General features: G+C 55.4%; 23 protein-coding genes. 10 read left to right on the forward strand and 13 right to left on the reverse strand.

Annotated features, from left to right (window positions below):
* Window positions 1–259 precede the first annotated feature (259 nt).
* The 3 genes from E4656_RS11115 to E4656_RS11125 all read left to right on the forward strand — a co-directional run bounded on the left by E4656_RS11115 (window position 260) and on the right by E4656_RS11125 (window position 2,154).
* Window positions 260–1,462 (forward strand): DUF418 domain-containing protein, encoded by a 1,203-nt coding sequence (locus E4656_RS11115; protein WP_167856029.1) that lies wholly within the window; start codon window positions 260–262, stop codon window positions 1,460–1,462.
* 130 nt (window positions 1,463–1,592) lie between these two features.
* On the forward strand, window positions 1,593–1,964 hold the full coding sequence (locus E4656_RS11120; protein ID WP_135483314.1) for a hypothetical protein: 372 nt from the start codon (window positions 1,593–1,595) through the stop codon (window positions 1,962–1,964).
* A gap of 1 nt (window position 1,965) precedes the next feature.
* The gene (locus tag E4656_RS11125; protein ID WP_135483316.1) at window positions 1,966–2,154 is read left to right on the forward strand and encodes a DUF1289 domain-containing protein; all 189 of its coding nucleotides are present in this window, start codon (window positions 1,966–1,968) and stop codon (window positions 2,152–2,154) included.
* Between the two features lie 148 nt (window positions 2,155–2,302).
* Here the strand turns inward: E4656_RS11125 and E4656_RS11130 are convergent, their stop codons facing one another.
* The 4 genes from E4656_RS11130 to E4656_RS11145 all read right to left on the reverse strand — a co-directional run bounded on the left by E4656_RS11130 (window position 2,303) and on the right by E4656_RS11145 (window position 5,823).
* Window positions 2,303–2,704 (reverse strand): type II toxin-antitoxin system VapC family toxin, encoded by a 402-nt coding sequence (locus E4656_RS11130; RefSeq protein WP_135483318.1) that lies wholly within the window; start codon window positions 2,702–2,704, stop codon window positions 2,303–2,305.
* Entirely contained in the window at window positions 2,701–2,967 is a 267-nt protein-coding gene (locus E4656_RS11135; protein ID WP_240753964.1) for a type II toxin-antitoxin system Phd/YefM family antitoxin, read from the reverse strand. Before E4656_RS11135 ends, E4656_RS11130 begins: the two co-directional genes overlap by 4 nt.
* 352 nt (window positions 2,968–3,319) lie before the next feature.
* Window positions 3,320–5,506, reverse strand: coding sequence for a DNA/RNA helicase domain-containing protein (locus tag E4656_RS11140; protein WP_135483320.1), 2,187 nt, complete (start codon window positions 5,504–5,506; stop codon window positions 3,320–3,322).
* Window positions 5,503–5,823, reverse strand: a complete 321-nt coding sequence (locus E4656_RS11145; RefSeq protein WP_135483322.1) for a nucleotide pyrophosphohydrolase — start codon at window positions 5,821–5,823, stop codon at window positions 5,503–5,505. The genes E4656_RS11140 and E4656_RS11145 overlap by 4 nt, the downstream gene beginning before the upstream one ends.
* Window positions 5,824–6,059: 236 nt before the next feature.
* On the opposite strand from E4656_RS11145, the gene E4656_RS11150 reads away from it, so the two are divergent.
* Window positions 6,060–7,067, forward strand: a complete 1,008-nt coding sequence (locus E4656_RS11150; protein ID WP_135483323.1) for a virulence RhuM family protein/type II toxin-antitoxin system death-on-curing family toxin — start codon at window positions 6,060–6,062, stop codon at window positions 7,065–7,067.
* 71 nt (window positions 7,068–7,138) lie between these two features.
* On the opposite strand, the gene E4656_RS11155 is transcribed toward E4656_RS11150, so the two are convergent.
* Window positions 7,139–7,333 (reverse strand): LysR substrate-binding domain-containing protein, encoded by a 195-nt coding sequence (locus E4656_RS11155; RefSeq protein WP_205849177.1) that lies wholly within the window; start codon window positions 7,331–7,333, stop codon window positions 7,139–7,141.
* 30 nt (window positions 7,334–7,363) lie between these two features.
* Here E4656_RS11155 and rhuM point away from each other — a divergent pair, with 30 nt between their 5' ends.
* Window positions 7,364–7,633: a RhuM family protein gene (gene rhuM, locus E4656_RS20755; RefSeq protein WP_420812684.1), complete on the forward strand. Its 270-nt coding sequence runs from the start codon at window positions 7,364–7,366 to the stop codon at window positions 7,631–7,633.
* Here rhuM and E4656_RS11165 read toward each other — a convergent pair.
* The 5 genes from E4656_RS11165 to E4656_RS11185 are packed head-to-tail and all read right to left on the reverse strand — an operon-like array spanning window position 7,615 to window position 11,512.
* Window positions 7,615–8,244, reverse strand: a complete 630-nt coding sequence (locus E4656_RS11165; protein ID WP_135483325.1) for a flavin reductase family protein — start codon at window positions 8,242–8,244, stop codon at window positions 7,615–7,617. The two genes, rhuM and E4656_RS11165, sit on opposite strands and share 19 nt — an antisense overlap.
* Entirely contained in the window at window positions 8,234–9,454 is a 1,221-nt protein-coding gene (locus E4656_RS11170) for an MFS transporter (protein WP_167856031.1), read from the reverse strand. Before E4656_RS11170 ends, E4656_RS11165 begins: the two co-directional genes overlap by 11 nt.
* A gap of 22 nt (window positions 9,455–9,476) precedes the next feature.
* A complete protein-coding gene (locus E4656_RS11175) occupies window positions 9,477–9,896 on the reverse strand; it encodes a nuclear transport factor 2 family protein (RefSeq protein WP_135483329.1) in 420 nt (139 codons plus the stop codon).
* Window positions 9,893–10,735, reverse strand: coding sequence for a fumarylacetoacetate hydrolase family protein (locus E4656_RS11180; protein ID WP_135483331.1), 843 nt, complete (start codon window positions 10,733–10,735; stop codon window positions 9,893–9,895). Before E4656_RS11180 ends, E4656_RS11175 begins: the two co-directional genes overlap by 4 nt.
* 12 nt (window positions 10,736–10,747) lie before the next feature.
* The gene (locus E4656_RS11185) at window positions 10,748–11,512 is read right to left on the reverse strand and encodes a GntR family transcriptional regulator (RefSeq protein WP_135483333.1); all 765 of its coding nucleotides are present in this window, start codon (window positions 11,510–11,512) and stop codon (window positions 10,748–10,750) included.
* A gap of 136 nt (window positions 11,513–11,648) precedes the next feature.
* Between E4656_RS11185 and E4656_RS11190 the strand changes: the two genes are divergently transcribed.
* Window positions 11,649–12,551 (forward strand): TauD/TfdA dioxygenase family protein, encoded by a 903-nt coding sequence (locus E4656_RS11190; RefSeq protein WP_135483335.1) that lies wholly within the window; start codon window positions 11,649–11,651, stop codon window positions 12,549–12,551.
* 77 nt (window positions 12,552–12,628) lie between these two features.
* A complete protein-coding gene (locus E4656_RS11195) occupies window positions 12,629–13,450 on the forward strand; it encodes a nitroreductase family protein (protein WP_135483336.1) in 822 nt (273 codons plus the stop codon).
* 31 nt (window positions 13,451–13,481) lie between these two features.
* Here the strand turns inward: E4656_RS11195 and E4656_RS11200 are convergent, their stop codons facing one another.
* The 3 genes from E4656_RS11200 to E4656_RS11210 all read right to left on the reverse strand — a co-directional run bounded on the left by E4656_RS11200 (window position 13,482) and on the right by E4656_RS11210 (window position 16,541).
* Window positions 13,482–15,002, reverse strand: coding sequence for a tripartite tricarboxylate transporter permease (locus tag E4656_RS11200; protein ID WP_135483338.1), 1,521 nt, complete (start codon window positions 15,000–15,002; stop codon window positions 13,482–13,484).
* On the reverse strand, window positions 15,002–15,451 hold the full coding sequence (locus E4656_RS11205; protein ID WP_135483340.1) for a tripartite tricarboxylate transporter TctB family protein: 450 nt from the start codon (window positions 15,449–15,451) through the stop codon (window positions 15,002–15,004). The genes E4656_RS11200 and E4656_RS11205 overlap by 1 nt, the downstream gene beginning before the upstream one ends.
* 88 nt (window positions 15,452–15,539) lie before the next feature.
* Complete coding sequence (locus E4656_RS11210; RefSeq protein WP_167856032.1) at window positions 15,540–16,541, reverse strand: Bug family tripartite tricarboxylate transporter substrate binding protein; 1,002 nt, start codon at window positions 16,539–16,541, stop codon at window positions 15,540–15,542.
* A gap of 160 nt (window positions 16,542–16,701) precedes the next feature.
* Between E4656_RS11210 and E4656_RS11215 the strand changes: the two genes are divergently transcribed.
* The 3 genes from E4656_RS11215 to E4656_RS11225 all read left to right on the forward strand — a co-directional run.
* Window positions 16,702–17,880 (forward strand): alpha-hydroxy acid oxidase, encoded by a 1,179-nt coding sequence (locus tag E4656_RS11215; RefSeq protein WP_135483343.1) that lies wholly within the window; start codon window positions 16,702–16,704, stop codon window positions 17,878–17,880.
* Window positions 17,881–17,900: 20 nt separating this feature from the next.
* Window positions 17,901–18,761, forward strand: a complete 861-nt coding sequence (locus E4656_RS11220; protein WP_135483345.1) for an IclR family transcriptional regulator — start codon at window positions 17,901–17,903, stop codon at window positions 18,759–18,761.
* 212 nt (window positions 18,762–18,973) lie between these two features.
* A partial coding sequence (locus tag E4656_RS11225; protein WP_135483346.1) for a transposase occupies window positions 18,974–19,387 on the forward strand: 414 nt, incomplete at its 3' end.

The following is a 19,387-nucleotide window of genomic DNA, read 5'->3' on the forward strand; positions in this document are numbered from 1 at the left end:
CAATTTCACGAATCTGCACTCAAGCTGTCATCAATGTTTGTGAACCTGCTGGCACCGCTGGCGTTGAGTGCTGGCACCGTGCAGGCCCAGACCACAGTTTCCTGGTGCCATTACTGCATTCCGGGCGCAAGATCACTGACTACTCCCCGATGGTCGCAATGGTGGGGTCAGGCGGGGCCAGCATCCCATGACTTTTGTCACTATGGCTGCCGTCGGATCCGCCGCATTCTTGTGCAGATATCAAGCAGGGAATCGAGTCATGCAAAGCAATCGGATCGAGACGCTGGACCGGGTTCGTGGAGTGGCTCTGCTGGGCATTCTGGTGATGAATATCCAGGCATTCTCCATGCCCGGGGTGGCTTATCTCAACCCCCATCTTTTCGGCAGCATGGAAGGTGCCGACGGGCTGGTGTGGCTTTTGAGCCACGTCTTTGCCGACAGCAAGTTCATTGCGCTGTTCTCGATTCTGTTCGGCGCCGGGGTGGCGCTGATGGCTGAAAAGGCACGTGCCGCCGGGCATTCGGCGGCCGCCCTGCATTACCGCCGCACGCTGGTGCTGGGTGTCATCGGGGCCGCGCACGGGTTTTTGGTCTGGTACGGCGATATCCTGTTCGTCTATGCCTTGTGCGCGCTGCTGGTCTATCTGTTCTTGCGCTTAAGGCCGCGCACGCTGTTGATTGTCGGTGGCCTGGTCTATCTGCTCCCGGTAGCGCTGGGGATATTCAATTACGCCACCTTCGAATATTGGCCAGAAGCCGCCCGGGAAGGCATTAGCATGACGATATGGTCGCCGGACTCGCCGTGGACGGAAGCCCAGTTGGCGGCCTATGTCGGAACCTGGTCGGAACAGCAGGCCCAGCGCTTTGAGGATTTCACTCTGTATCTGGTCAACGTTTTGCCCTGGCAGATGTTCTGGCAGGCTGGCGGTCTGATGCTGATCGGCATGGCGCTCTACCGCACCGGCGTACTTTCCGGGCTCAAATCCACCAGGTTTTACGGTAGGCTGGCCGTGGCCGGTCTGGCACTGGGGTTGCCGCTCATCATCCTGGGGGTGCAGCAGCGCGAGGCGGCCGACTGGGCGTTTGCCTGGACTTATTTCGTCGGCGGCCAGTTCAACTATATTGCCGCGCCGCTGGTTGCCCTGGCCTACATGAGTTTGGTGGTGCTGGCCTGCAAGTTGCTGCGCCCGGGTTTGCTGGGCCGGGCGCTGGAAGCCGTGGGTCGCACGGCCCTTTCCAATTACCTTTTGCAGTCGGTGATCTGCACCGCGCTTTTCTACGGCTTCGGCCTCGGTCTTTTCGGCCAGGTCCCTCGGACCGGGCAACTCGGCGTGGTGATATTGATCTGGGGCTTCCAATTGGCTCTGTCGACCTGGTGGGTGCAGCGCTTTCACTACGGCCCGGTGGAATGGCTCTGGCGGGCCGCTGCGCGCCTGCAACGGCCGCCCATGCGCAAGCATTGAAGTGTCCTCCTCGGTTTGGCTGACATCAATGCCCACCCGCTTTGCATGACCCTGATTCCTGCTTGCCTGTCACAACCCTGATCCTGCACCATTGGGCCAGTGATCGGTTCCCGGTAGCAGAATGCAATCAATGACCTTGACCAAACGCCAGTCGAAACAGCTTGAACGCCAGCTCGTGGCCGCACTGACGGAGGCCTGCGAGACGGCCAAGGCCGAAGTCCCCGGCTTCATCTGGTTGACGCACGACACCGGAGGTGAGGACTTCCCGGCCGGCCTGCGGGTGACCTGGATCTTCGACAGCCAGGACTCATTGGACAACGCACTGGCTGGCGGCCAAGGCGAACGCATGCGAGCACTGACCCAGGCCGCGCTGGCAGAAGCCGACATTGAAGTGCCGGACCTTACCGCCTGCGTGCAGTTTGACAATGAAGAAGCCTGCGCCCGGGCCCAGGCGGGCAACTGGCAGGCACGGCTTGCGCAACTGAGAAGGAGTCGGCACTGATATGGCGAAGGCTGTTGAAAGCCCCTGTGTTGACGTCTGCCAGTTGTCCGGGGATGTCTGTATCGGCTGCGGGCGCACCACGGTGGAAATCCGGCAGTGGCAACGCATGAAGCGACCGGAAAAAATGGCTGCGGTGCGCAATGCCGCCCTGCGCCTCAAAAAACGGAAGAAATCCGTTACTGATTGTTGATGCGGAGCTGCAGCTAGCCCGCGTCAGTGAGGGTCAGGCCATGCAATGGTGGCTTCAGAGCCTGGGTGCCACCATCCGTGTGGAGTCAACGGCCCACTGGCGGGACACCTTGTCGGATCAGGCGCGCCAATTGGTTGATGCCCTCTCACTACCATATGGACTTTACATGTTTGTAGGCTCGTATCTTGTTGTCTGCAGTGGCCAGGGGGGCGTTCATGTGTCGGGCCAGTGCCACGATCATTCTGTCCGCAGGGTCTTTGTGAAATGCACCTGGTAGTCGGGTCGATTCCACGCCTACCTCATTGTCTATTGGTACAAATCGAACACCCTCAATCGCGGCCACGGTGTCGAGCCAGTCGTCGACAGACATGGTCAGAGTCAGCCGGTCAGCCCTGACCAGCATGGCTATTTCCCAGGCCGAAATGGCGGAAACCAGAACCAGGCCCTCTTCAGAGACGCGTTCATCTTCAATGGCATTTTTTGCATTCAGGGAGAGCTGGCCACTACCATTGACCCACCACACGAGCACATGGGTGTCCAAAACGATCAAGACACCGCCTCCCAATCGTCCTCTGCCACAGGATCTGTTGGCGCATTAAAGTCAACCACGCTTCCCTTCAGCGTCTCCAGGGGTGACCGCCGATCAGATCGATAGCGGCGAATTTCGACCGTTGGCTGGCCGCGATCGGTGATCACAACGGATTCTCCGGACGTCTCGACCCGGCGCATATATTCGAGGGCCATGGCCTTGAATCGCGACTTTGACACGTGTTCTTGCTTCATTTTCAAACCATAGTCACTGGGTATAGTCATCTAGCCTACGCCCTGATCATGGCTGCTGCAACTGCCTCCATGGTCAGGCGCCCCAGCTCCGGGTTCTTTGGAACCATTCTCTGGGCACGAACAGCTGCGCAGGGCATGGTGATCGCCAAGAGTCTGCAGAGCTGCACCAAGGCCTTGCCGCCGACAGCCAAGTTGACGCCGACTGCACTCAGGTCTGGCTTTATGACCTAACAGAGTCAGATTGTGACACCAGGGATGGTGAAGTAGATGAACTGTCAGAGCCTCAAAGAACGTCAGAGAAAGGAACGGGACCAGCATTGGAAAGCACTGGACTGAGGTGTGTTATTCCGCTGTGAAGGTGTGAATTGATCGCTTGATGTCATTACTCCAGCAAGCTCAAGAATTCACCCACAACGCGGAAGTGAACATCCGCATCATCTGATACTTCGATCGTATTGAACTCGGCGCTGAAAGATCGTGGTTTGAGCAAAATCCTCTGGTGCTGCCAGCCCGTCTCGTCCTCGATTTTTGTACTTACATATTCCTTGACGGTATAGCGGGAGCCGCTGTCTGCATCAATGGTGTCACTGAATTCCACCAGCACAATCTTGCCGTTGCGACTGCCGCCGCGCTCTTTCCTGAACAGGCAGAGCGCGCCATTGGGAATGATACGATTCATCGACTCGCCAACAACTCTGCAGGCAAAGTAATCTTCGGTCAGTCGCGTGCCCGGAGGCACTGCAGCCCAGTCTTCCTGGTTCACTTGCTGAAGTTCACCGAATGAACCAGCAGCGGCCTGAATGTTATAAACAGGCACAGCGTTGACGTAAGGCTCCAGCTTCTCGACTTTCGAGGATTTAGTGTCGGCATCGTTGATGTGCGTGGGAATGTGCCGCTTCAGGTAGTCACGGAGGTTGCTGTCACAGGCATAAACAAACGTACCGTGTATGCCGCGCAGCATGATGGTTTTGTAGATGTTCAGAATGTATTGCTTCAGTTCTGCAGGGGCTCTGATGCTCTGTTTGCCGTTGCGGTCGAAATACTTGTCCTGATCAATGATGATTTCATCGTGCTCACGGTCGTAGCGGATCTCCTCGCCGAAAATGATGCCGGCGTAGTTGAGGTCGTATCCCTGAGTGGTATGAATGCATCCGACTTCGTTCTCAGCCCCTGTTGTGTTGATCCAGTCCGCAGTAGTTCTGTTCCAACGCAGCTTCTTATCGCCGATTTCTATGTCAAAGAGCGTGTCATCGTTCTTTGATATCCAGGGCCAGGCAAAGCCGGCAATCAATCGGGACAGACCATGCTGACGCTCTCTTTCATTAATATGATCAGCCATGTCCTGAATGTTGTCGAAGATCTCAAATTCGTACTTTTTTGACCTGAATTGCTGGCCGGGCTCAAGCTGCTGGTGCAGCAGGTCATCAACAAACTTCGTATAGGCGTTGCCGGCGCGGACACGGAACTGGGAAAGCAGTGTCTGGACCTGAGTGGACTCTGCCGCTTTCAAGTGACTGAAGTCGCTGGGATTTGCATCGGACGGCTTTATGGACTGGTTTTCATCATAGAAGAACACGGCCTTGTCAGACTGAAACAGCACCCAGTCCAGCTCGCTGCAGCTGTGCTTGTCGAGTTGCAGTTTTCCGCAGACCTTGTCGAAGGTGCCGTAGTAAGCCCCCAGATTGGTCCGTTTGCGCAGGCGGTGAGACTCGTCGACCAACACAATGTCATATTTCTTGTTGGCCAGCTCTGCGGGGCCAATAACCATGTTTGCACTGAGGCCTGCTATGTTCCGGAACGCTTTTTTCAGTGTTTGTCGGAATGAGGACATGGGCACTACCAGCGCCATATCGGGCTTGGGATATTTCTCTTTGAGTTGTTTCAGCAGGTCGCGCAACTCGGCCTCTTCATCGGAGAAATCTCTCAGATCGAGTTCTTCTGTATCGCTGTTCAGCAGTTTGAACAGGAAAATGGCCAGCACTGACTTGCCGGTGCCCGCACCACCCTCGACTATCAGGTTTTGGCAGTCGTCACTCAGCAAGGTATACATGATGCCCAGAAGTCCCTGTCGTTGATCGAAAGAGAGCGATTTGTAGGGTGAGTACTTGAACACATCGGAGTTGTCGATGGAGTCCAGCGAGTGGATGGTAACGCCCGCACCCCGGAGCTTGTCCCAGGTTTCCCGGAAAATATCAGCATAGAGTTCGTCTTTCTGATAATAGTTGTGATCGACAAGGCCCAGATTGCCGTTTAGAAGCTGGTAATTGCCATCCGCCCCCATGTACTTGATCAGCGTGGATTCAATATCGAGCGTAGCCGACTTGTTGAAGCGTTCGCTGCTGATCAAATGCGCAACGGTCAGACTCTGCTTCTTGTCGTTTTTCAGGTGCGTTCTGAGACGAGTCAGCGTATCGGTGGTTTCTCCAATGTAGGCACGCTTGCTGGCATCGTCACTCAGAATGTAGACCAGCGGCCATTGGTTGCTGGCGTAGTGGTCGTCACTGATCAAGTCCAGCGATTGCCGGGAGAAGGGGTAGCGACGGACTTCAACATGACGCTGCTCAGTCATAGCTCGTTGTATTTCCTGGAGGTACCTCTGGCCTTGTCGACAGGGTACTTTTTGGCGTTCTTTCCGATCTTGTCGAGGACAATTTCGCGGACGTCGAAATCGTAAGCGTCGGCCAGCAACAATGCGAAGGCAAAGACGTCAGCCAGCTCTTCTTTCACCTTTTCCCTATCAGCTTCTTCCGGCGCTTTCCAGAGGAAGGCTTCAAGCAACTCGCCGCTCTCGATACTGAGCGCCAGAGCGAGATCCTTGGGGTTGTGGAACTGCTGCCAGTCCCGTTCGTCGCGGAACTGTTTCAACTGGTCTATGAGTTCATCCATAATCTGCACTGCACCGGAATTGCTGCATGTTAATTCAGTCATACTAACCGGCATAAATTCCTGGCACTAGCCTCGAAGGTAGTTTGGCTAGCAAGGAGCCTGTTGGCAGCGCCAAGCAGGTAGGTGGACAAGAGCCATTGCTGTAGCATTGAATAATGGGTAGTCACCAACGCGTTAAGGGAATCACAGCTTTGTGCAGCGGCAGTATGACATTGAAACCAGAGCAGGGAGGTTGAATGGCGAGTTCAAGTCCCATTCTCATTTACGAGGGCGAAGACAGCACAGTTGAGGTTCGGCTGGACAAGGCTCAGGAGACTGTCTGGCTAACTCAGTCTCAAATGGCGGAGCTGTTTAACGTCAAGCCTCAAAACATCACCATGCACCTGAAAAACGTCTATCAGGAAGGTGAGCTGACAGAGGAATCAACTTGTAAGGATTTCTTACAAGTTCAGTTTGAGGGTGAGCGCGAGGTCAGGCGCAAGCGCAAGCACTATAGTTTGGACGCCGTAATCTCGGTTGGATATCGAGTCAGTTCCGCTCGGGCGACCCGGTTTAGGATCTGGGCCACTCGCGTGCTTCGTGAGCACCTGACCCAAGGCTGGACCATCAACCGTGAACGCTTCGAAACCAATGCCCGTGAACTGGAAGCTGCGTTGGCGCTTGTTCGAAAAGCCGCACAAAGTCCCGAACTGGATACCACCAGTGGTCGAGGGTTGGTGGACATCGTCAGCCGCTATGCCCAGACCTTTTTGCTGCTGCAGCGCTACGACGAGGGGCTACTGACCGATCCGCAGGCACAGGCAGGTGGCAGCCTGCCCTCGCTGGCTGAAGCGCGGGCGGCGCTGGACAACCTCAAGGCTGAACTGGTGGCACGGGGTGAGGCGACAGACCTGTTTGCGCGAGACCGAGGTGAAGGTCTGGCCTCATTGCTGGGCAATCTTGACCAGAGTGTGTTTGGTGAGCCGGCGTACCCCAGTGTAGAGGCGAAGGCTGCGCATCTGTTGTACTTTGTGATCAAGAATCATCCGTTCTCTGATGGGAACAAGCGCAGCGCGGCCTTCCTGTTCGTGGACTTTCTCCATCGCAATGGTCGCTTGCTGAATGAATCAGGTGAGCCGGTGATCAATGATGTTGGTCTGGCTGCTTTGACACTGCTGGTGGCCGAGTCAGACCCGTCCAACAAGGACACCATGATCCGGCTGGTTATGAACATGCTTGCGAACGGCAGCGAACCTGAAGGGTGAAGCCACAGAAATAGTGCACGAACCAGGCCGCATTGATTAACCTCCATTTTTCGAAGCAGGGCAGTCCCTGATCAGCACCGCTCCCGAATCCACTCCCGCAAGGCCCGGATCTTCTCCAGTTCGAACTTGTGTTCCGGGATCGCCATGTAGTAGCTGCCGGTGCCTGTCATGGGTGCATCCCAGGGAATCACCAGCTTGCCTTCGTCCAGTTCTTCCTGCGCGAGGAAATCCGGCACCAGGGCGAGGTCCGGCTGGACAGGGACCAAGAGACCCTCTGGCTGACTTTGCGACAGCTAGTGGAACTGTTCGGTCGGGACAAGTCAGTTATTTCACGTCACTTGAAAAACAATTTTCGGGAATGGGAATTGGACCAGGAGGTAGTTGTTGCAAAAAATGCACAGCCTGCAGCTTATGGCAAGATCTATCAGATCGACCACTTTAATCTGGATGTGATCATATCAGTGGGATACCGCGTGAATTGTGCGAGGGCTACTCGCTTTCAACAATGGGCCATCCGCTTTGTCCAGACTATCTTGCTGCTGCGACGCTATGATGAGGGACCCTGACTGTTCCCCTGTTTTTCCGATGGCCTGTGCAACTCAAAAACCTTTTCCACCGCGGTGTAGTCGCGATAGCCACAGCGCGCGAGCAGGTTTGCCCCGGCTGTATTGAACCGGCCTTCTGCAAGCAGGTCGTCACGGATGTGAATGGCAAGTACCTGTCCGATGACCATGTATCGTTGGGTAAGCTTGCCGTCCACACCCTGCAACTGGGTGCAATGCACCACGCGACACTCCATGGAGGCCGGGGCCTGTGCGACACGCCTGGGGGCCACCAGGCTGCAGGGCAGTGAGTCGAGGTTGGCCAGCTTGAATTCGTCTATCTCTGGTGCGACGCCCTGTGAGGTGGTATTCATCTCATGCAGCAGATCGATACTGGCCACATTGTAGACAAATTCGCCGGACGTCTTGGCATTGGCCACCGAGTCTTTCAGGCCCTCGCTGGAGAAACCGATCATGTGGGGGTTGCTGGATACGGCACCGAAGAAACTGTAAGGGGCCAGATTGTGCACGCCGTGGACATCCACCGTTGAAATCCAGCCGATTGGTCGGGGTGCCAATATGGCTTTGAAGGGGTCATGAGGCAGCCCATGCCCTTCGGACATCTTATAGAACATGCTGTGTTTCCTTGTCGGTGCGGCGAATGATGATATAGAAGGCGGCCATGGCGATCAGCAGCAAGACCCCACTGAACAGGAAAGCCGAGACCAGTCCGAATGCCTGGGCGACCAGGCCAAACATCAGCGGGCTCAGCATCTGGGCCGTTCTGTTGACCAACAGGCGCCAGCCCATCAGCTTTCCATGGTCCGGGCCTTTCACCCAGTCCACCATCAACATGATGCTGATCGGCAGGTTGAGCCCGACCGCAGCCCCCATCACCAGCATCAATGCAAGTCCGGTCAATGGGCTGGTCGCGGACAGCGGCATGATCAGAATGCACAGTGACGAGATTGCGCCGGCCAGCAGCAACAGGGGCATCAGTCCGAGCAATCGAGTCAGCCAGGGAATCATGACGCGCACCGTCATTCCGGCAAACCCATAGGCGGCCAAGCTGAAACCGATCCATTGGCTTGAATAGCCGCTGTGCTGGAAATAAAGCGGCACGAAACTGAAATAAAGCCCCTGGATAAACATGATGATGAAGGTGATGATCAGCCCTGCCTGAACGGCCCGAATATCCAGCAGCAGGCGGCTGCCGCTGATCAACTGGGACCAGGGTCCTTCAGAGGACGTCGTATGCAGGGGTTCAGGTTTGCGCTGGTTGCGGCCGAGCAGGATGAGTGCGACCAGCCCCAGGGCAGACCAGATGGCGGAGAAACTGAACGCATTTCTGTAGCCTGTCAGGGGGTCCGAGCTGGCGCCGAGTATCAGGGTCCCCAGCAGGGGGCCAACCATGGTGCCGGCGGCGACCCACATGGCATATCTCTTGATGGATCGGTTGCGGGTGTCTCTGTCCCCGCCGGCCACCAGTACCTGGAAGCCGGTGACCAGTATGGTGGTGCTGATGCCGTAGAAGATCTGCGACAGACCCAGGATCCAGTAGCTCGGATTGACCACCACCATCAGGAGCAAGGCGGCAATCATGCCGATCATGCCAATGCTCAGTACCTGGAATACGCCCGTGCGATCGATAAGGTAACCCGCAGGCAATGAGATAGCGATTGCAGCGGCACCGCGGAGCATTACAAGAAAACCGATATCGGCGCTGGTGCCCCCCAGTGCGCTGACGTAAAGCGTGAAGAAAGGGTTCAGATAGCCCATGAAAAGAAACAGCAGCAGTCCGCCGACAATACCGGCATTGGTCAGCAGTCGCTGTCCGGCCGCCATCAAGGACTCCGATAGGCGCTGATCACGCGGCAAATACCCGCTGCGAGGTGCGCTTGAAGATGCGCCAGCAGCCGTCTTCGTATACGAACGTGTCGTGATAATCGAGTATGGACACAGGGGGCCCCAGTTGCGCAGGCTGCCCGGCATCCGAAGCTTCACCCTTGAAGGTGATCAGGGTGCAGATCGCCTGGATTGTATCAGGGGCCGACAACTCGCAAACCAGGTTGCTGGTCACATGCCGGGTCAGGACCTCCGGGTCGCGGGTTGCCAGGGCCTTGGCGATGGCGCTGCGGCCCTGCAGCACCTGGCCTTTCCAGGTCCAGGTGCCCTGCTCCGAGAATTGTGCGGCTGCGAGCTCCGGGTTGTGGGTGTCCAGCGCACGGGCAACCTTGAATAGCGCCATCTGGCATTCTGTATAGTCACTCGTCTGTACATGTGTCATGCGTCTATCCTGTTGGCCAAGGTGCCCAGTCCGTCTACAGTCACAGAGATGTCGTCACCGATCTTGAGCCATAGAGGTGGGTTTCGGCTCTGTCCGACGCCATCCGGTGTTCCCGTGGCTATGATGTCGCCGGGTTGCAGCGTGATCATTGTTGATACAAAGGAGATCAATTGCGCCACGGAGAAAATCATGTCGCGGGTATTGGCCTGTTGCACGACCCGGCCGTTCAGGCGGGTGGTGAGCGTCAGGGCCTGGACATCCGGGACATGCGATGCGGGCATGATGGCGGGGCCCAGGGCGCCCGAGTGCTCGAAATTTTTGCCCAGTGTGGTGGTTATTTTCTGCCAGTCTCGTACCGAGCCATCCATGAAGCAGGTATACCCGAAGACATGCGCCAGCGCTTCCTCTTCCGGAATGTGCCGCCCGGACCTGCCGATCACCACGGCTAGTTCGCCCTCGTAGTCGAAGTGTTCACTGACAGTGGGGGCAATGATCGACTGATCGTGTCCTACGAGAGAGTTCTGGAGTCGGACAAAAATACGTGGCGCGGAAGGCGCTTCCTTGCCGCTTTCTCGAGCGTGATCGGAGTAGTTCAGACCGGTGCAGTACATGGCTCCGAAGTCCGGTATGACCGGCTGAAGTTGTACCTCATCCAACCGCAGGGTCGGTGTTGAATCGAGGTTCAAACGGTTTGGGCTGGCAAGCTCGCCGGAGGCGATGGCCTTCTTGAGTGTTGGTGCCACAAGTCCGAGCTGAGTGCTTGAAACTATGTCGTTGGAGTCGGTAACGACGCCCCAGCACGGTGTTTGATCTGAATCCAGGTATGAAACATAACGCATTGAACTTGGCTCTCAGATGGAATTCCGCGACGAATCCGGTCGGAAATTCAGGGTGGTGTTTTCACGCAGAATCAGGTCTACCGACAGTTGGAAACGCTCTGGGTGGTAGCGAATTTCTACGAACTGCACAGGTTTGTCATCGCGTGTGAGATAGATCCGGTCTGCCTTTATCACGGGTGTGCCATCCGCCACGCCCAGCAGGTCGGAGTAGGGTTTTTGTACCGCAGTCGCACACAGGGTCTGCGCGGCATGGTCCAGCTTGATGCCGAGGCGTTGACTGAGGGCATGAAAAGTAGGGACGCCAGCATTGAAGTCATGGGCAGTTATGCGAGCTTGAGCCGTGTCGGGTGTGTACGAGTCCGAAACAGTGATGACCTCACCGTTCCGTTTGACGGCGCTTCGGATGTGCCGCACGTCTTGACCAGTACTGAGATCGAGGTGTTTTGCGATGGGTTCGCTGGCGGGTATCGCTCTGTCGCAGACAATGTCATAGGTGTGGGACTGAATCTCGTCCAGATACCCAATCAGGTTGAAAGTGCGGTTGGAGCTGTTGTCGCTGCGAGTGACAAAGGTACCGACCCCGCGCTTTCGAAACAGCAGGCCCCTGTCCACCAGCTTGGCAATGGCCGCGCGGATTGTTATGCGGCTGACACCATATTCGGCACAAAGCTGCTTCTCGCTGGGCAGCATGTCATCGCCCGACAGTTCCACCGTAATTCTGCGCAGCAAGTCTTCCATCACCTGATGGTGAAGACTTTTGCCACTTTGGGTGACCATATAATGATCCAATTCTCACCCCTTCACTGATGATGGCCGTGTTGCAAGGCCGCAATTTGCGGGAATGTTTTAAATGTTATGACAACATGATAACATAATCAACCATCATTCGATCAAAACCCCTTGGAGGTGTGTTATGGGTCTTGAAATCAAACCGACAGGCCAGAGTGTTGGCGCTGTAGTTAACGGCCTGGACCTGTCAAAAGAACTGTCAGTGGAAACCTTCAAGGTTCTGGTTCAGGCACTTGGCGAGCATGGTTACCTGTCCTTTCCACACCAAAGTCTGGGGCCGGCGGAGTTGAAACGGTTTTCCGGAATGTTTGGCGGACTGCAGACGTCGGTAAGTGGTACCTACAATGACCCAGTCCACCCTGAAGTCATGACGCTGTCGAACATGAAGAAGAATGGCGTGCCACTGGGTCTTTCCGATGCAGGGCAGGACTGGCACACCGATATGTCCTACAACCGGATGATCGGTTTTGCAAACGTGCTGCACGCTCTGCATGTACCCAAGCGCAATGGCGTACCCTTGGGTGATACGGGCTTTGCCAACATGCATTTTGCCTATGAGGGTCTGCCGGAGGAGTTGAAGTCTGATCTGGCAGGTATGACAGTTACCCACGACTTCAACAAGTTCTGGTCGAAAATGGTGACCAGTGGATCCGGCAGAGCGCCGTTGACAGCCGAGCAGAAGGCAAAACGGCCACCGTCGGTGCATCCGATTTTTATGGAGCATCCGATTACCGGACGCAAGGTGCTCTATGCCAACCCGGGGTACGCCATTCGAATCAATGAGTTGCCGGAAGTCGAAAGTGACCGAATTCTTGCGTTCCTCTTCGAGCACCAACTGAAAGATGACTACACCACCTTTTACCACTGGGCAGAGGGAGATGTGCTGATATGGGACAACATTGGCACTTTGCACAAGGCCGTTGCGGACTATGGCCCTGATGAGGCCCGAATGATGATCCGCTGCCAGGTAATGGCTGACCAGGTATTCGAACCGGGCTTTCCAGGCAAAATAAGCGCATCTGCTTGAGCCGCTTCGTCAGCTTGAGTCCGAAGGCTGCCCGGAGCTGAAACTCCGGGCTCGAATTACTTAGAGGAATAGTGTGTATGAACATGTACGACCGTGATGCATTGGTACGTGAGCGCTATGGCGAGGCGTCAGTCGAAGCTAATCTCTCTGCTGTGCTGGATCCCCTGTTCTTGCAGCACCGCTCCGTTAGAGCCTATCGTGACACGCCACTGCCTGAGGGTACTATTGAGTCTCTGGTGGCGGCCGCACAGTCGGCCTCGACATCCTCCAACCTGCAGGCCTGGAGCGTGGTTTCCGTGGAAAGCGCGGAGACCAGAAGCCGGTTGTCCGAACTTGCGGGGGGACAGAAGCATGTGGCGTCCGCGCCGGTGCAACTGGTCTGGTTGGCTGACCTGTCGCGCCTTCATCAGGCGGCTGCTGATCAGGGAATCAGTGCAGAGGGTGTGGATTATCTGGAGGTATTCCTGGTATCCGTCATTGATGCTGCCATTGCCGCGCAAAGTGCCGCTCTTGCGGCTGAATCGCTCGACTTGGGTTTGGTCTACATTGGCGGACTGCGGAATCATCCGGAAGAAGTGGCTGAGCTTCTTGGTTTGCCGGATCGGTGCTTTGCGGTTTTTGGTATGTGTATCGGGTACCCGGACGAAACCAAACCGGCACATATCAAGCCCCGCCTGCCTCAGGCAGCCGTCTGGCACAGGGAAAAATATGACGCCGCCGGGTTGGCTGAACATGTGGAGGCCTATGACCTGGAATCGCTGCGGTTCTATCAATCTCAGAATATGGACCGCAAGCAGTGGTCAATTCACTCTGGCAACCGAGTCAGGGGGCCGGAGTCGCTCAATGGCCGTGACCGGCTTGCAGAGGCCCTGAACAGGCTCGGTTTTCCGCTGCGCTGACCCGTTATTCCTGCAACGCCGGCATCCGCTGTTACGGAGCCGGCGCTTCCTTCAGCCGCTTTCGGCGCGCCGAGAGATAGAAGGAAGTCGCAAGAATGGCTACGGCGAGCCCCAGAAAACTGCCACTGATCGGGTGTGTCACAAAGGTTGAAAGATCTCCGCGTGAATACAACATGGCTCTGCGAAAGTTTTCTTCCATCAGAGGCCCCAGTACAAAGCCGAGCAACAAAGGGGGCAGAGTGAAGTTCAAGCGCAGCAGCGCGTAGCCTGCCAGCCCAAACAGGATGACCAGCCAGAGATCTATGGTGCTGTTGGACACACTGTAGGTGCCCAGACAGATGAACATGAGGATTCCGGGGTAAAGGTACTGGTACGGAGTTCGCAGCAGATTCACCCAGAGACCGATCATGGGAATGTTGATAAGCAAGAGCAGCAAGTTGCCTATCCAAAAGCTCATGATAAGACCCCAGAACAAGTCTGGAGAATTGGACATCAGACTCGGCCCAGGCGATATGCCATGGATCATCAGCACGCCCAGCATCATGGCCATACTCGCTGTGCCGGGAATGCCAAGAGCCATCGTCGGAATAAACGCAGTTTGGTCTGCGGCGTTATTGGCCGACTCCGGGCTGGCCAGCCCCTCAATAGCCCCATGTCCGAAGCGTTCAGGTGTTTTCGATATCTTTTTCTCAGTGGCGTAGGCCACAAATGACGCTATGGTCCCCCCTGAGCCCGGCAGTGCGCCGAAGAACGATCCGATGCCGGCGCCGCGAAACAGAGGCTTGACCGATTGACGGCACTCGGTGAGCGTCGGAAGCATGGATCGAATAGTGATTTTCTGGATATTCGAAACCTTGCTTTCAGCTGAACGGATACTGCCGATGATCTGGGAAACGCCGAATAGTCCCATCGCCAGTGCGACGATGCTGATCCCATCGTACAGAGTAGGCGACGAGAATGTGAAGCGCCCTGCACCGGTGTAGATATCAAGCCCAACCAGCCCGACGATGATACCCACCAGAATCATTGCCAGACCCTTTAGTGGCGATTCGTTTGACATGGTCGCTGCCACAATCAACCCCAGAGCCATTAGCGAGAAGTACTCGGTAGGGCCGAACTGCAATGCGACTGATACGATCATGGGTGAAAACAGCATCATGAGCAGGATGCCTACTGTGGCACCGACAAATGAAGCGATTGTGGTGATCAGGAGGGCGACACCTGCGCGCCCCTGACTGGCCATAGGATGGCCGTCAATACAGGCTACCGCTGCAGAGGGTGTCCCAGGCAGATTCAGTAGAATTGAGGTCGTAGAGCCACCGTAGGTGGTGCCGTAGTAGATACCGGCTAACATGACCAGTGCAGCTGTCGGGCTAAGGTAAAAAGTCAGAGGAAATAGCAGAGACATTGCTGCCAGCGTGCCAATGCCTGGAATCACTCCGGCCAGCGTGCCCAGAAAGACACCGAGCGCACAATAGAAAAGGTGTTCTGGCGTTAGCGCGGTGGCCAGCCCAAGTGCGACGTTGTCGCCCAGAATGCTGAAAAATTCCATTAGAAAGGCCATCTCCACAGTCGAATTGGCATGTTGAACCCCTGCAGAAAAATTGCCCATGCGAGGACACACAAGATGACGCTGATCAGGAGGCTGACACGCCAATTGAGTTTCTGACTGGCAAAACTACTCAGCAGGGTAAGTACAAAAATGGCGGGGACAAGCCCGAACCGATCGATGGTCAGTGCGAAACCCGCAAGGCCGGCAATAACGGCCAGAGCCGAGCGCAGTTCGAAGGTTGGTAGTCGGTCGGAGCTTTTCAGAGCGCCCAGCGCAATAAATACACCGATGAAAAAAAGCAGCAGTCCGATGGCCGCCGGGAAGAAGCCGGGTCCCATTTGTCGAACAGTGCCGATTGGCAGTTCTATCCAGGCATAACCGGTCGTGGCCGCACCAAGAAGTGTGAGCACAAGACCACCGGTGAAATCGGACTGGTTGATGGACCGCATGGACGAACCCCTGTCTGAAGAATAGAGGGTCGAGGCCGGCTGCCGAAAGGCAGAGGCCCCGATTTACGTCAATGAAGAATGATGGGCTTTACAAGGATATGCCAACTTCTTCGATGATAGCTTCGTATCTTTCCGCTTCGTTGCGCAGGAACTCGGTCATTTCTGACGGCGAGGTAATGTGCAATTCAAGGCCTGTCTCAAGGACCTGTTCCACCAGTTCGTCAGTTGCTGCCTGGCTCAGAGCCGAGTTCAGTTGATCAATGATGGACTCCGGTGTGTCTCTGGGGGCGTAGAACGCCTGATATGAGACCGCTGCATACTCAGGGTAGCCTGCTTCAGCTACTGTGGGAACATCAGGATAAGCTTGAGTTCGTTCCGGACCGGTTGTAGCAAGCAGCTTGAGCTGGCCAGATTCAAGGTAGTCACCTGCACCCAACAAAGAGGTAATCATGATGTCCGCACGGCCCGCAACAAGGTCTGTCATGGCCGGACCTGCTCCAGTATAGGGAATGTGCGTGATGTCGATATCTGCAGCAGCGTTGAGCATTTCGCCAGCAATGTGCTGCAAGGAAGCGTTACCGGAGGACGCAAAGTTGACATCACCAGGGTTTGCCCGAGCGTGTTCTACCAGTTCTTCAATGGTGTCAACGCCAAGACTGGGATGCGCCAGCACGCCAAGGGATTGAGTTGCCGCGATCCCGACATGAGAAAGGTCCGTCAGCGGATCGTAGTCGTCATAGTCGCGCAGAATCTGATTCAGCAGTGTGGCGTTGGTGCCATACAGCAATGTCTGACCATTTGGCTCAGCATTGATGACATGGGTAGTGCCTATGATAGTGCTGCCACCGGGTCGGTTTTCGACGACGACAGAGTGTCCCAATGCTTCCGAGAATGGTCCCTGCAGGGTACGAGCCATCAGGTCTGTACTGCCGCCGGGAGCGTAGGCAACGTTGATTGACACTGGGCCGTCAGGAATTGAGTCCTGAGCAAGTGCAATTGTTGATGTGACCGAGGCAAAGCCAAAGGCCATGGTGGAGATAACTTTCCAGAGGCTTCCATTCCCTTTTGGATAGCTGTGATTGTTTTTCATGGGAATCACCATTTTATGCAAAAATTTATGTTTTCTTTTATACTGAGAAAAGTTGATTATTCCTCAGTTGTGATAAATACTAGCTGAGGGATGCGGCTGACGCAACAAGAGAATGCAGTCCTGGGTGGTGACGCCCGGGCGAATTATCGAGGATGGCTTAATGTACAATGTCGAGGACTATCGGCTGGCGGCTAAACGACGCTTGCCCAAGGGCTTGTTTGAATTCGTAGACAGGGGAACTGAGGATGAGGTGGCGCTGGGCAGTAACGCTCAGGCTCTGCGAGACATCAAGCTGGTTCCCCGCACCTTGGTGGATGTTTCGAAACGCTCTACCAGGGTTTCTCTGTTTGACCGAGAACTTGCCGCACCGATCGCAATTGCTCCGACAGGTGCAGCGGGACTGATGGCCTATCAAGGCGAGCTTGCACTGGCTCGCGCGGCAGCCAAAGTAGGTCTGCCGCAAACACTGGCCACCGGTTCTTTGACCGCCATGGAAACCATTGCGGAGGTGGAGAACTCCAACAAATGGTTCCAGCTTTATATTTGGCCAGACAAGAAAGCGTCACAGGATTTGGTCAGTCGAGCTGAGGCCGCTGGGTTCCAGGGGCTGGTCGTTACAGTCGATGTCCCTGTGCCTTCCAACCGGGAATACAACTTCCGTAATGGTTTCACCCTGCCGTTTCGACTGACTCATCGGAATGTTATTGACTGTGTCAGTCATCCGCGCTGGCTGGCCGGCGTCATCGGGCGCTACGCGATGTCAACCGGATTGCCCAGATATGAGAATATGCCAGAGGAGTTCAGGACCCGGTTCACCTCTGCTCCCATGGGCCGCGCCATGCCGAAATCGGACTGTATTACCTGGGAAGACTTGCAAGAGTTGCGCAAACTCTGGAAAGGTCCGTTGATGATAAAGGGTATCTTGAGACCCGAAGACGCAGAAAGGGCGATTGCTTGCGGTGTTGACGGCATTATTGTAAGTAACCATGGCGGGCGTATGCTAGATTCTGCGATTGCACCCATTCATGCGCTACCCGCCATCGCCGAACAGGTTGCTGGCAGGGTGCCGGTGCTTTTGGACAGTGGCATTCGTCGCGGCAGTGACATCGTAAAAGCGCTGGCTTTGGGTGCGACGACAGTACTCGTTGGTCGAGCTCCCTTGTATGGCCTGACCGTTGACGGAGAAAAAGGTGCACAGCGTGTTCTGGAAATACTCATTGATGAAGTTCGGCGTGTCATCGGGCTGATTGGATGTCCGGATATCCGTGATCTGAATGCTTCTTTTGTTTCACTTCCCGCGAATTGGCCTCAGAGCCCGTTGGCGGAACCAAAGAATTGACGTAACTGATTGATAGAATTATGACCAAGAAGAACCTGTCAGTACCGGAAAATCTGGTGAATCATGTGTCTCACGCCGAGACAGACAGAAAACCGCGTTTCGAGACCAGTATCCAGAAAGCACTGTCGATACTGAAGCTGCTTTCTCCTGCGAAGCCGAGAATAAAAGCCGAAGATGTGACTGAAAGTCTGCGTTGCTCACCCGCGACTGCTTACCGTTACATTGAAGCATTAACCGATATCGGACTCCTGTCTACCATCGGGGGAGGCTACTACGGCGTCGGCCCCAGAGTGGTCGAACTGGACAGAACACTGCAACTGTCGGATCCCTTGATTCACGTTGGACAGAAGGTGATGCGTAAAAAGGCGGAGGAAGTACCCAACTCGGTACTTCGACTCTGTGGCTTGTTTGAAGGTCGCGTAATTTGCCTGCACTCAGAGGGTCCAGAATACATTCGCTCGGGAGAGGATCAAATCAGCCTTGTGCACGGGCGAGGAGTTACCGTGCCACTTTTCCGCAATGCCGCCAGCCTCTCCATTCTTGCATTTCTACCTCTGCAACGGGCACAGAATCTCTATCTGGAAAATGCACCCGCGATACAGGAAGCTGGCTTGGGGAGTACCTGGAAAGAATTCTGGGCTTATCTGACAATGCTGAAACAGCGCGGTTACGTGTACACCGCAGGTCGCAACAATCCCGAACTTGCTGCTGTGTCTGTACCGATAGGGCCGGCTCAGGGTGGCCAGATTTTCGGCAGTCTGACTCGAGTCTACGCTCACGACTGGTTTCGCAAACAGGATTTGAATGACTTGGTTCAGGAAGTAAAGTTCGGCGGTGAACAAATCCAGTCCGAGATCATTCAGGCCATACCAAGCAATTGAGTCAATGGTCTCAGGTCTTGCTTTACAATTTCTCGTGTAAGGCGGCGGAGCACTGGGGTGATGCGTGTTATCCCGCTTGGGAAGCAAATTGATGCTTACCGCCGTTGTCGGCCCTGAACAATAGAGAAGCCCGCATGAATGCTGCGTTTCCAGCTGTTTTTCGGTAAAATGGCTACAACGTTTTCGGCAAAAAATATCAAAACCTTGTAGTTATGAAGCCCAAGACCATCGAGCATGAACCGCAGAGAAATCTGTTTCGCCCAGAACTGATCGATATTGTGGACCCGAAGCATGAACTGGTATTGCTGGCCGACCGCATTGATTGGGAGGCCTGTGAAGCCTATTTCGGCGAGCTCCACAAGTCCGGTCCCGGGCGTCCCCCATTACCGACTCGGATGATGGTTGGTCTGCACTTGATCAAACACATGGAAAAGCTCTCTGACGAGGCCAGTGTGAAGCGCTGGCTCGACTCACCCTATGTGCAGTACTTCTGCGGCGAGCAGTACTTTCAGCACGAAGTGCCGATGGATCCGACCAGCATGACCCGGTTCAGAAAACGTATCGGTGAAGAGGGCGCAGAGCAGTTGCTGAAACTGAGCATTGATGCGGGCCTGAAGACTGGGACT

This window comes from Natronospirillum operosum, from assembly GCF_004768465.1.
GTDB classification, from domain to species: Bacteria; Pseudomonadota; Gammaproteobacteria; order Pseudomonadales; family Natronospirillaceae; genus Natronospirillum; species Natronospirillum operosum.

Coding starts and splice junctions, on each gene's coding strand:
- E4656_RS11200 (WP_135483338.1), bottom strand. CDS start 15,002: ATGGAATTTTTCAGCATTCTGGGCGACAACGTCGCACTTGGGCTGGCC.
- E4656_RS11140 (WP_135483320.1), bottom strand. CDS start 5,506: ATGACTGAGCAGCGTCATGTTGAAGTCCGTCGCTACCCCTTCTCCCGG.
- E4656_RS11120 (WP_135483314.1), top strand. CDS start 1,593: ATGACCTTGACCAAACGCCAGTCGAAACAGCTTGAACGCCAGCTCGTG.
- E4656_RS11180 (WP_135483331.1), bottom strand. CDS start 10,735: ATGCGTTATGTTTCATACCTGGATTCAGATCAAACACCGTGCTGGGGC.
- E4656_RS11175 (WP_135483329.1), bottom strand. CDS start 9,896: ATGACACATGTACAGACGAGTGACTATACAGAATGCCAGATGGCGCTA.
- E4656_RS11145 (WP_135483322.1), bottom strand. CDS start 5,823: ATGGATGAACTCATAGACCAGTTGAAACAGTTCCGCGACGAACGGGAC.
- E4656_RS11165 (WP_135483325.1), bottom strand. CDS start 8,244: ATGTTCTATAAGATGTCCGAAGGGCATGGGCTGCCTCATGACCCCTTC.
- E4656_RS11190 (WP_135483335.1), top strand. CDS start 11,649: ATGGGTCTTGAAATCAAACCGACAGGCCAGAGTGTTGGCGCTGTAGTT.
- E4656_RS11135 (WP_240753964.1), bottom strand. CDS start 2,967: ATGACTATACCCAGTGACTATGGTTTGAAAATGAAGCAAGAACACGTG.
- E4656_RS11170 (WP_167856031.1), bottom strand. CDS start 9,454: ATGGCGGCCGGACAGCGACTGCTGACCAATGCCGGTATTGTCGGCGGA.
- E4656_RS11195 (WP_135483336.1), top strand. CDS start 12,629: ATGAACATGTACGACCGTGATGCATTGGTACGTGAGCGCTATGGCGAG.
- E4656_RS11215 (WP_135483343.1), top strand. CDS start 16,702: ATGTACAATGTCGAGGACTATCGGCTGGCGGCTAAACGACGCTTGCCC.
- E4656_RS11205 (WP_135483340.1), bottom strand. CDS start 15,451: ATGCGGTCCATCAACCAGTCCGATTTCACCGGTGGTCTTGTGCTCACA.
- E4656_RS11115 (WP_167856029.1), top strand. CDS start 260: ATGCAAAGCAATCGGATCGAGACGCTGGACCGGGTTCGTGGAGTGGCT.
- E4656_RS11185 (WP_135483333.1), bottom strand. CDS start 11,512: ATGGTCACCCAAAGTGGCAAAAGTCTTCACCATCAGGTGATGGAAGAC.
- E4656_RS11220 (WP_135483345.1), top strand. CDS start 17,901: ATGACCAAGAAGAACCTGTCAGTACCGGAAAATCTGGTGAATCATGTG.
- E4656_RS11150 (WP_135483323.1), top strand. CDS start 6,060: ATGGCGAGTTCAAGTCCCATTCTCATTTACGAGGGCGAAGACAGCACA.
- E4656_RS11210 (WP_167856032.1), bottom strand. CDS start 16,541: ATGAAAAACAATCACAGCTATCCAAAAGGGAATGGAAGCCTCTGGAAA.
- E4656_RS11125 (WP_135483316.1), top strand. CDS start 1,966: ATGGCGAAGGCTGTTGAAAGCCCCTGTGTTGACGTCTGCCAGTTGTCC.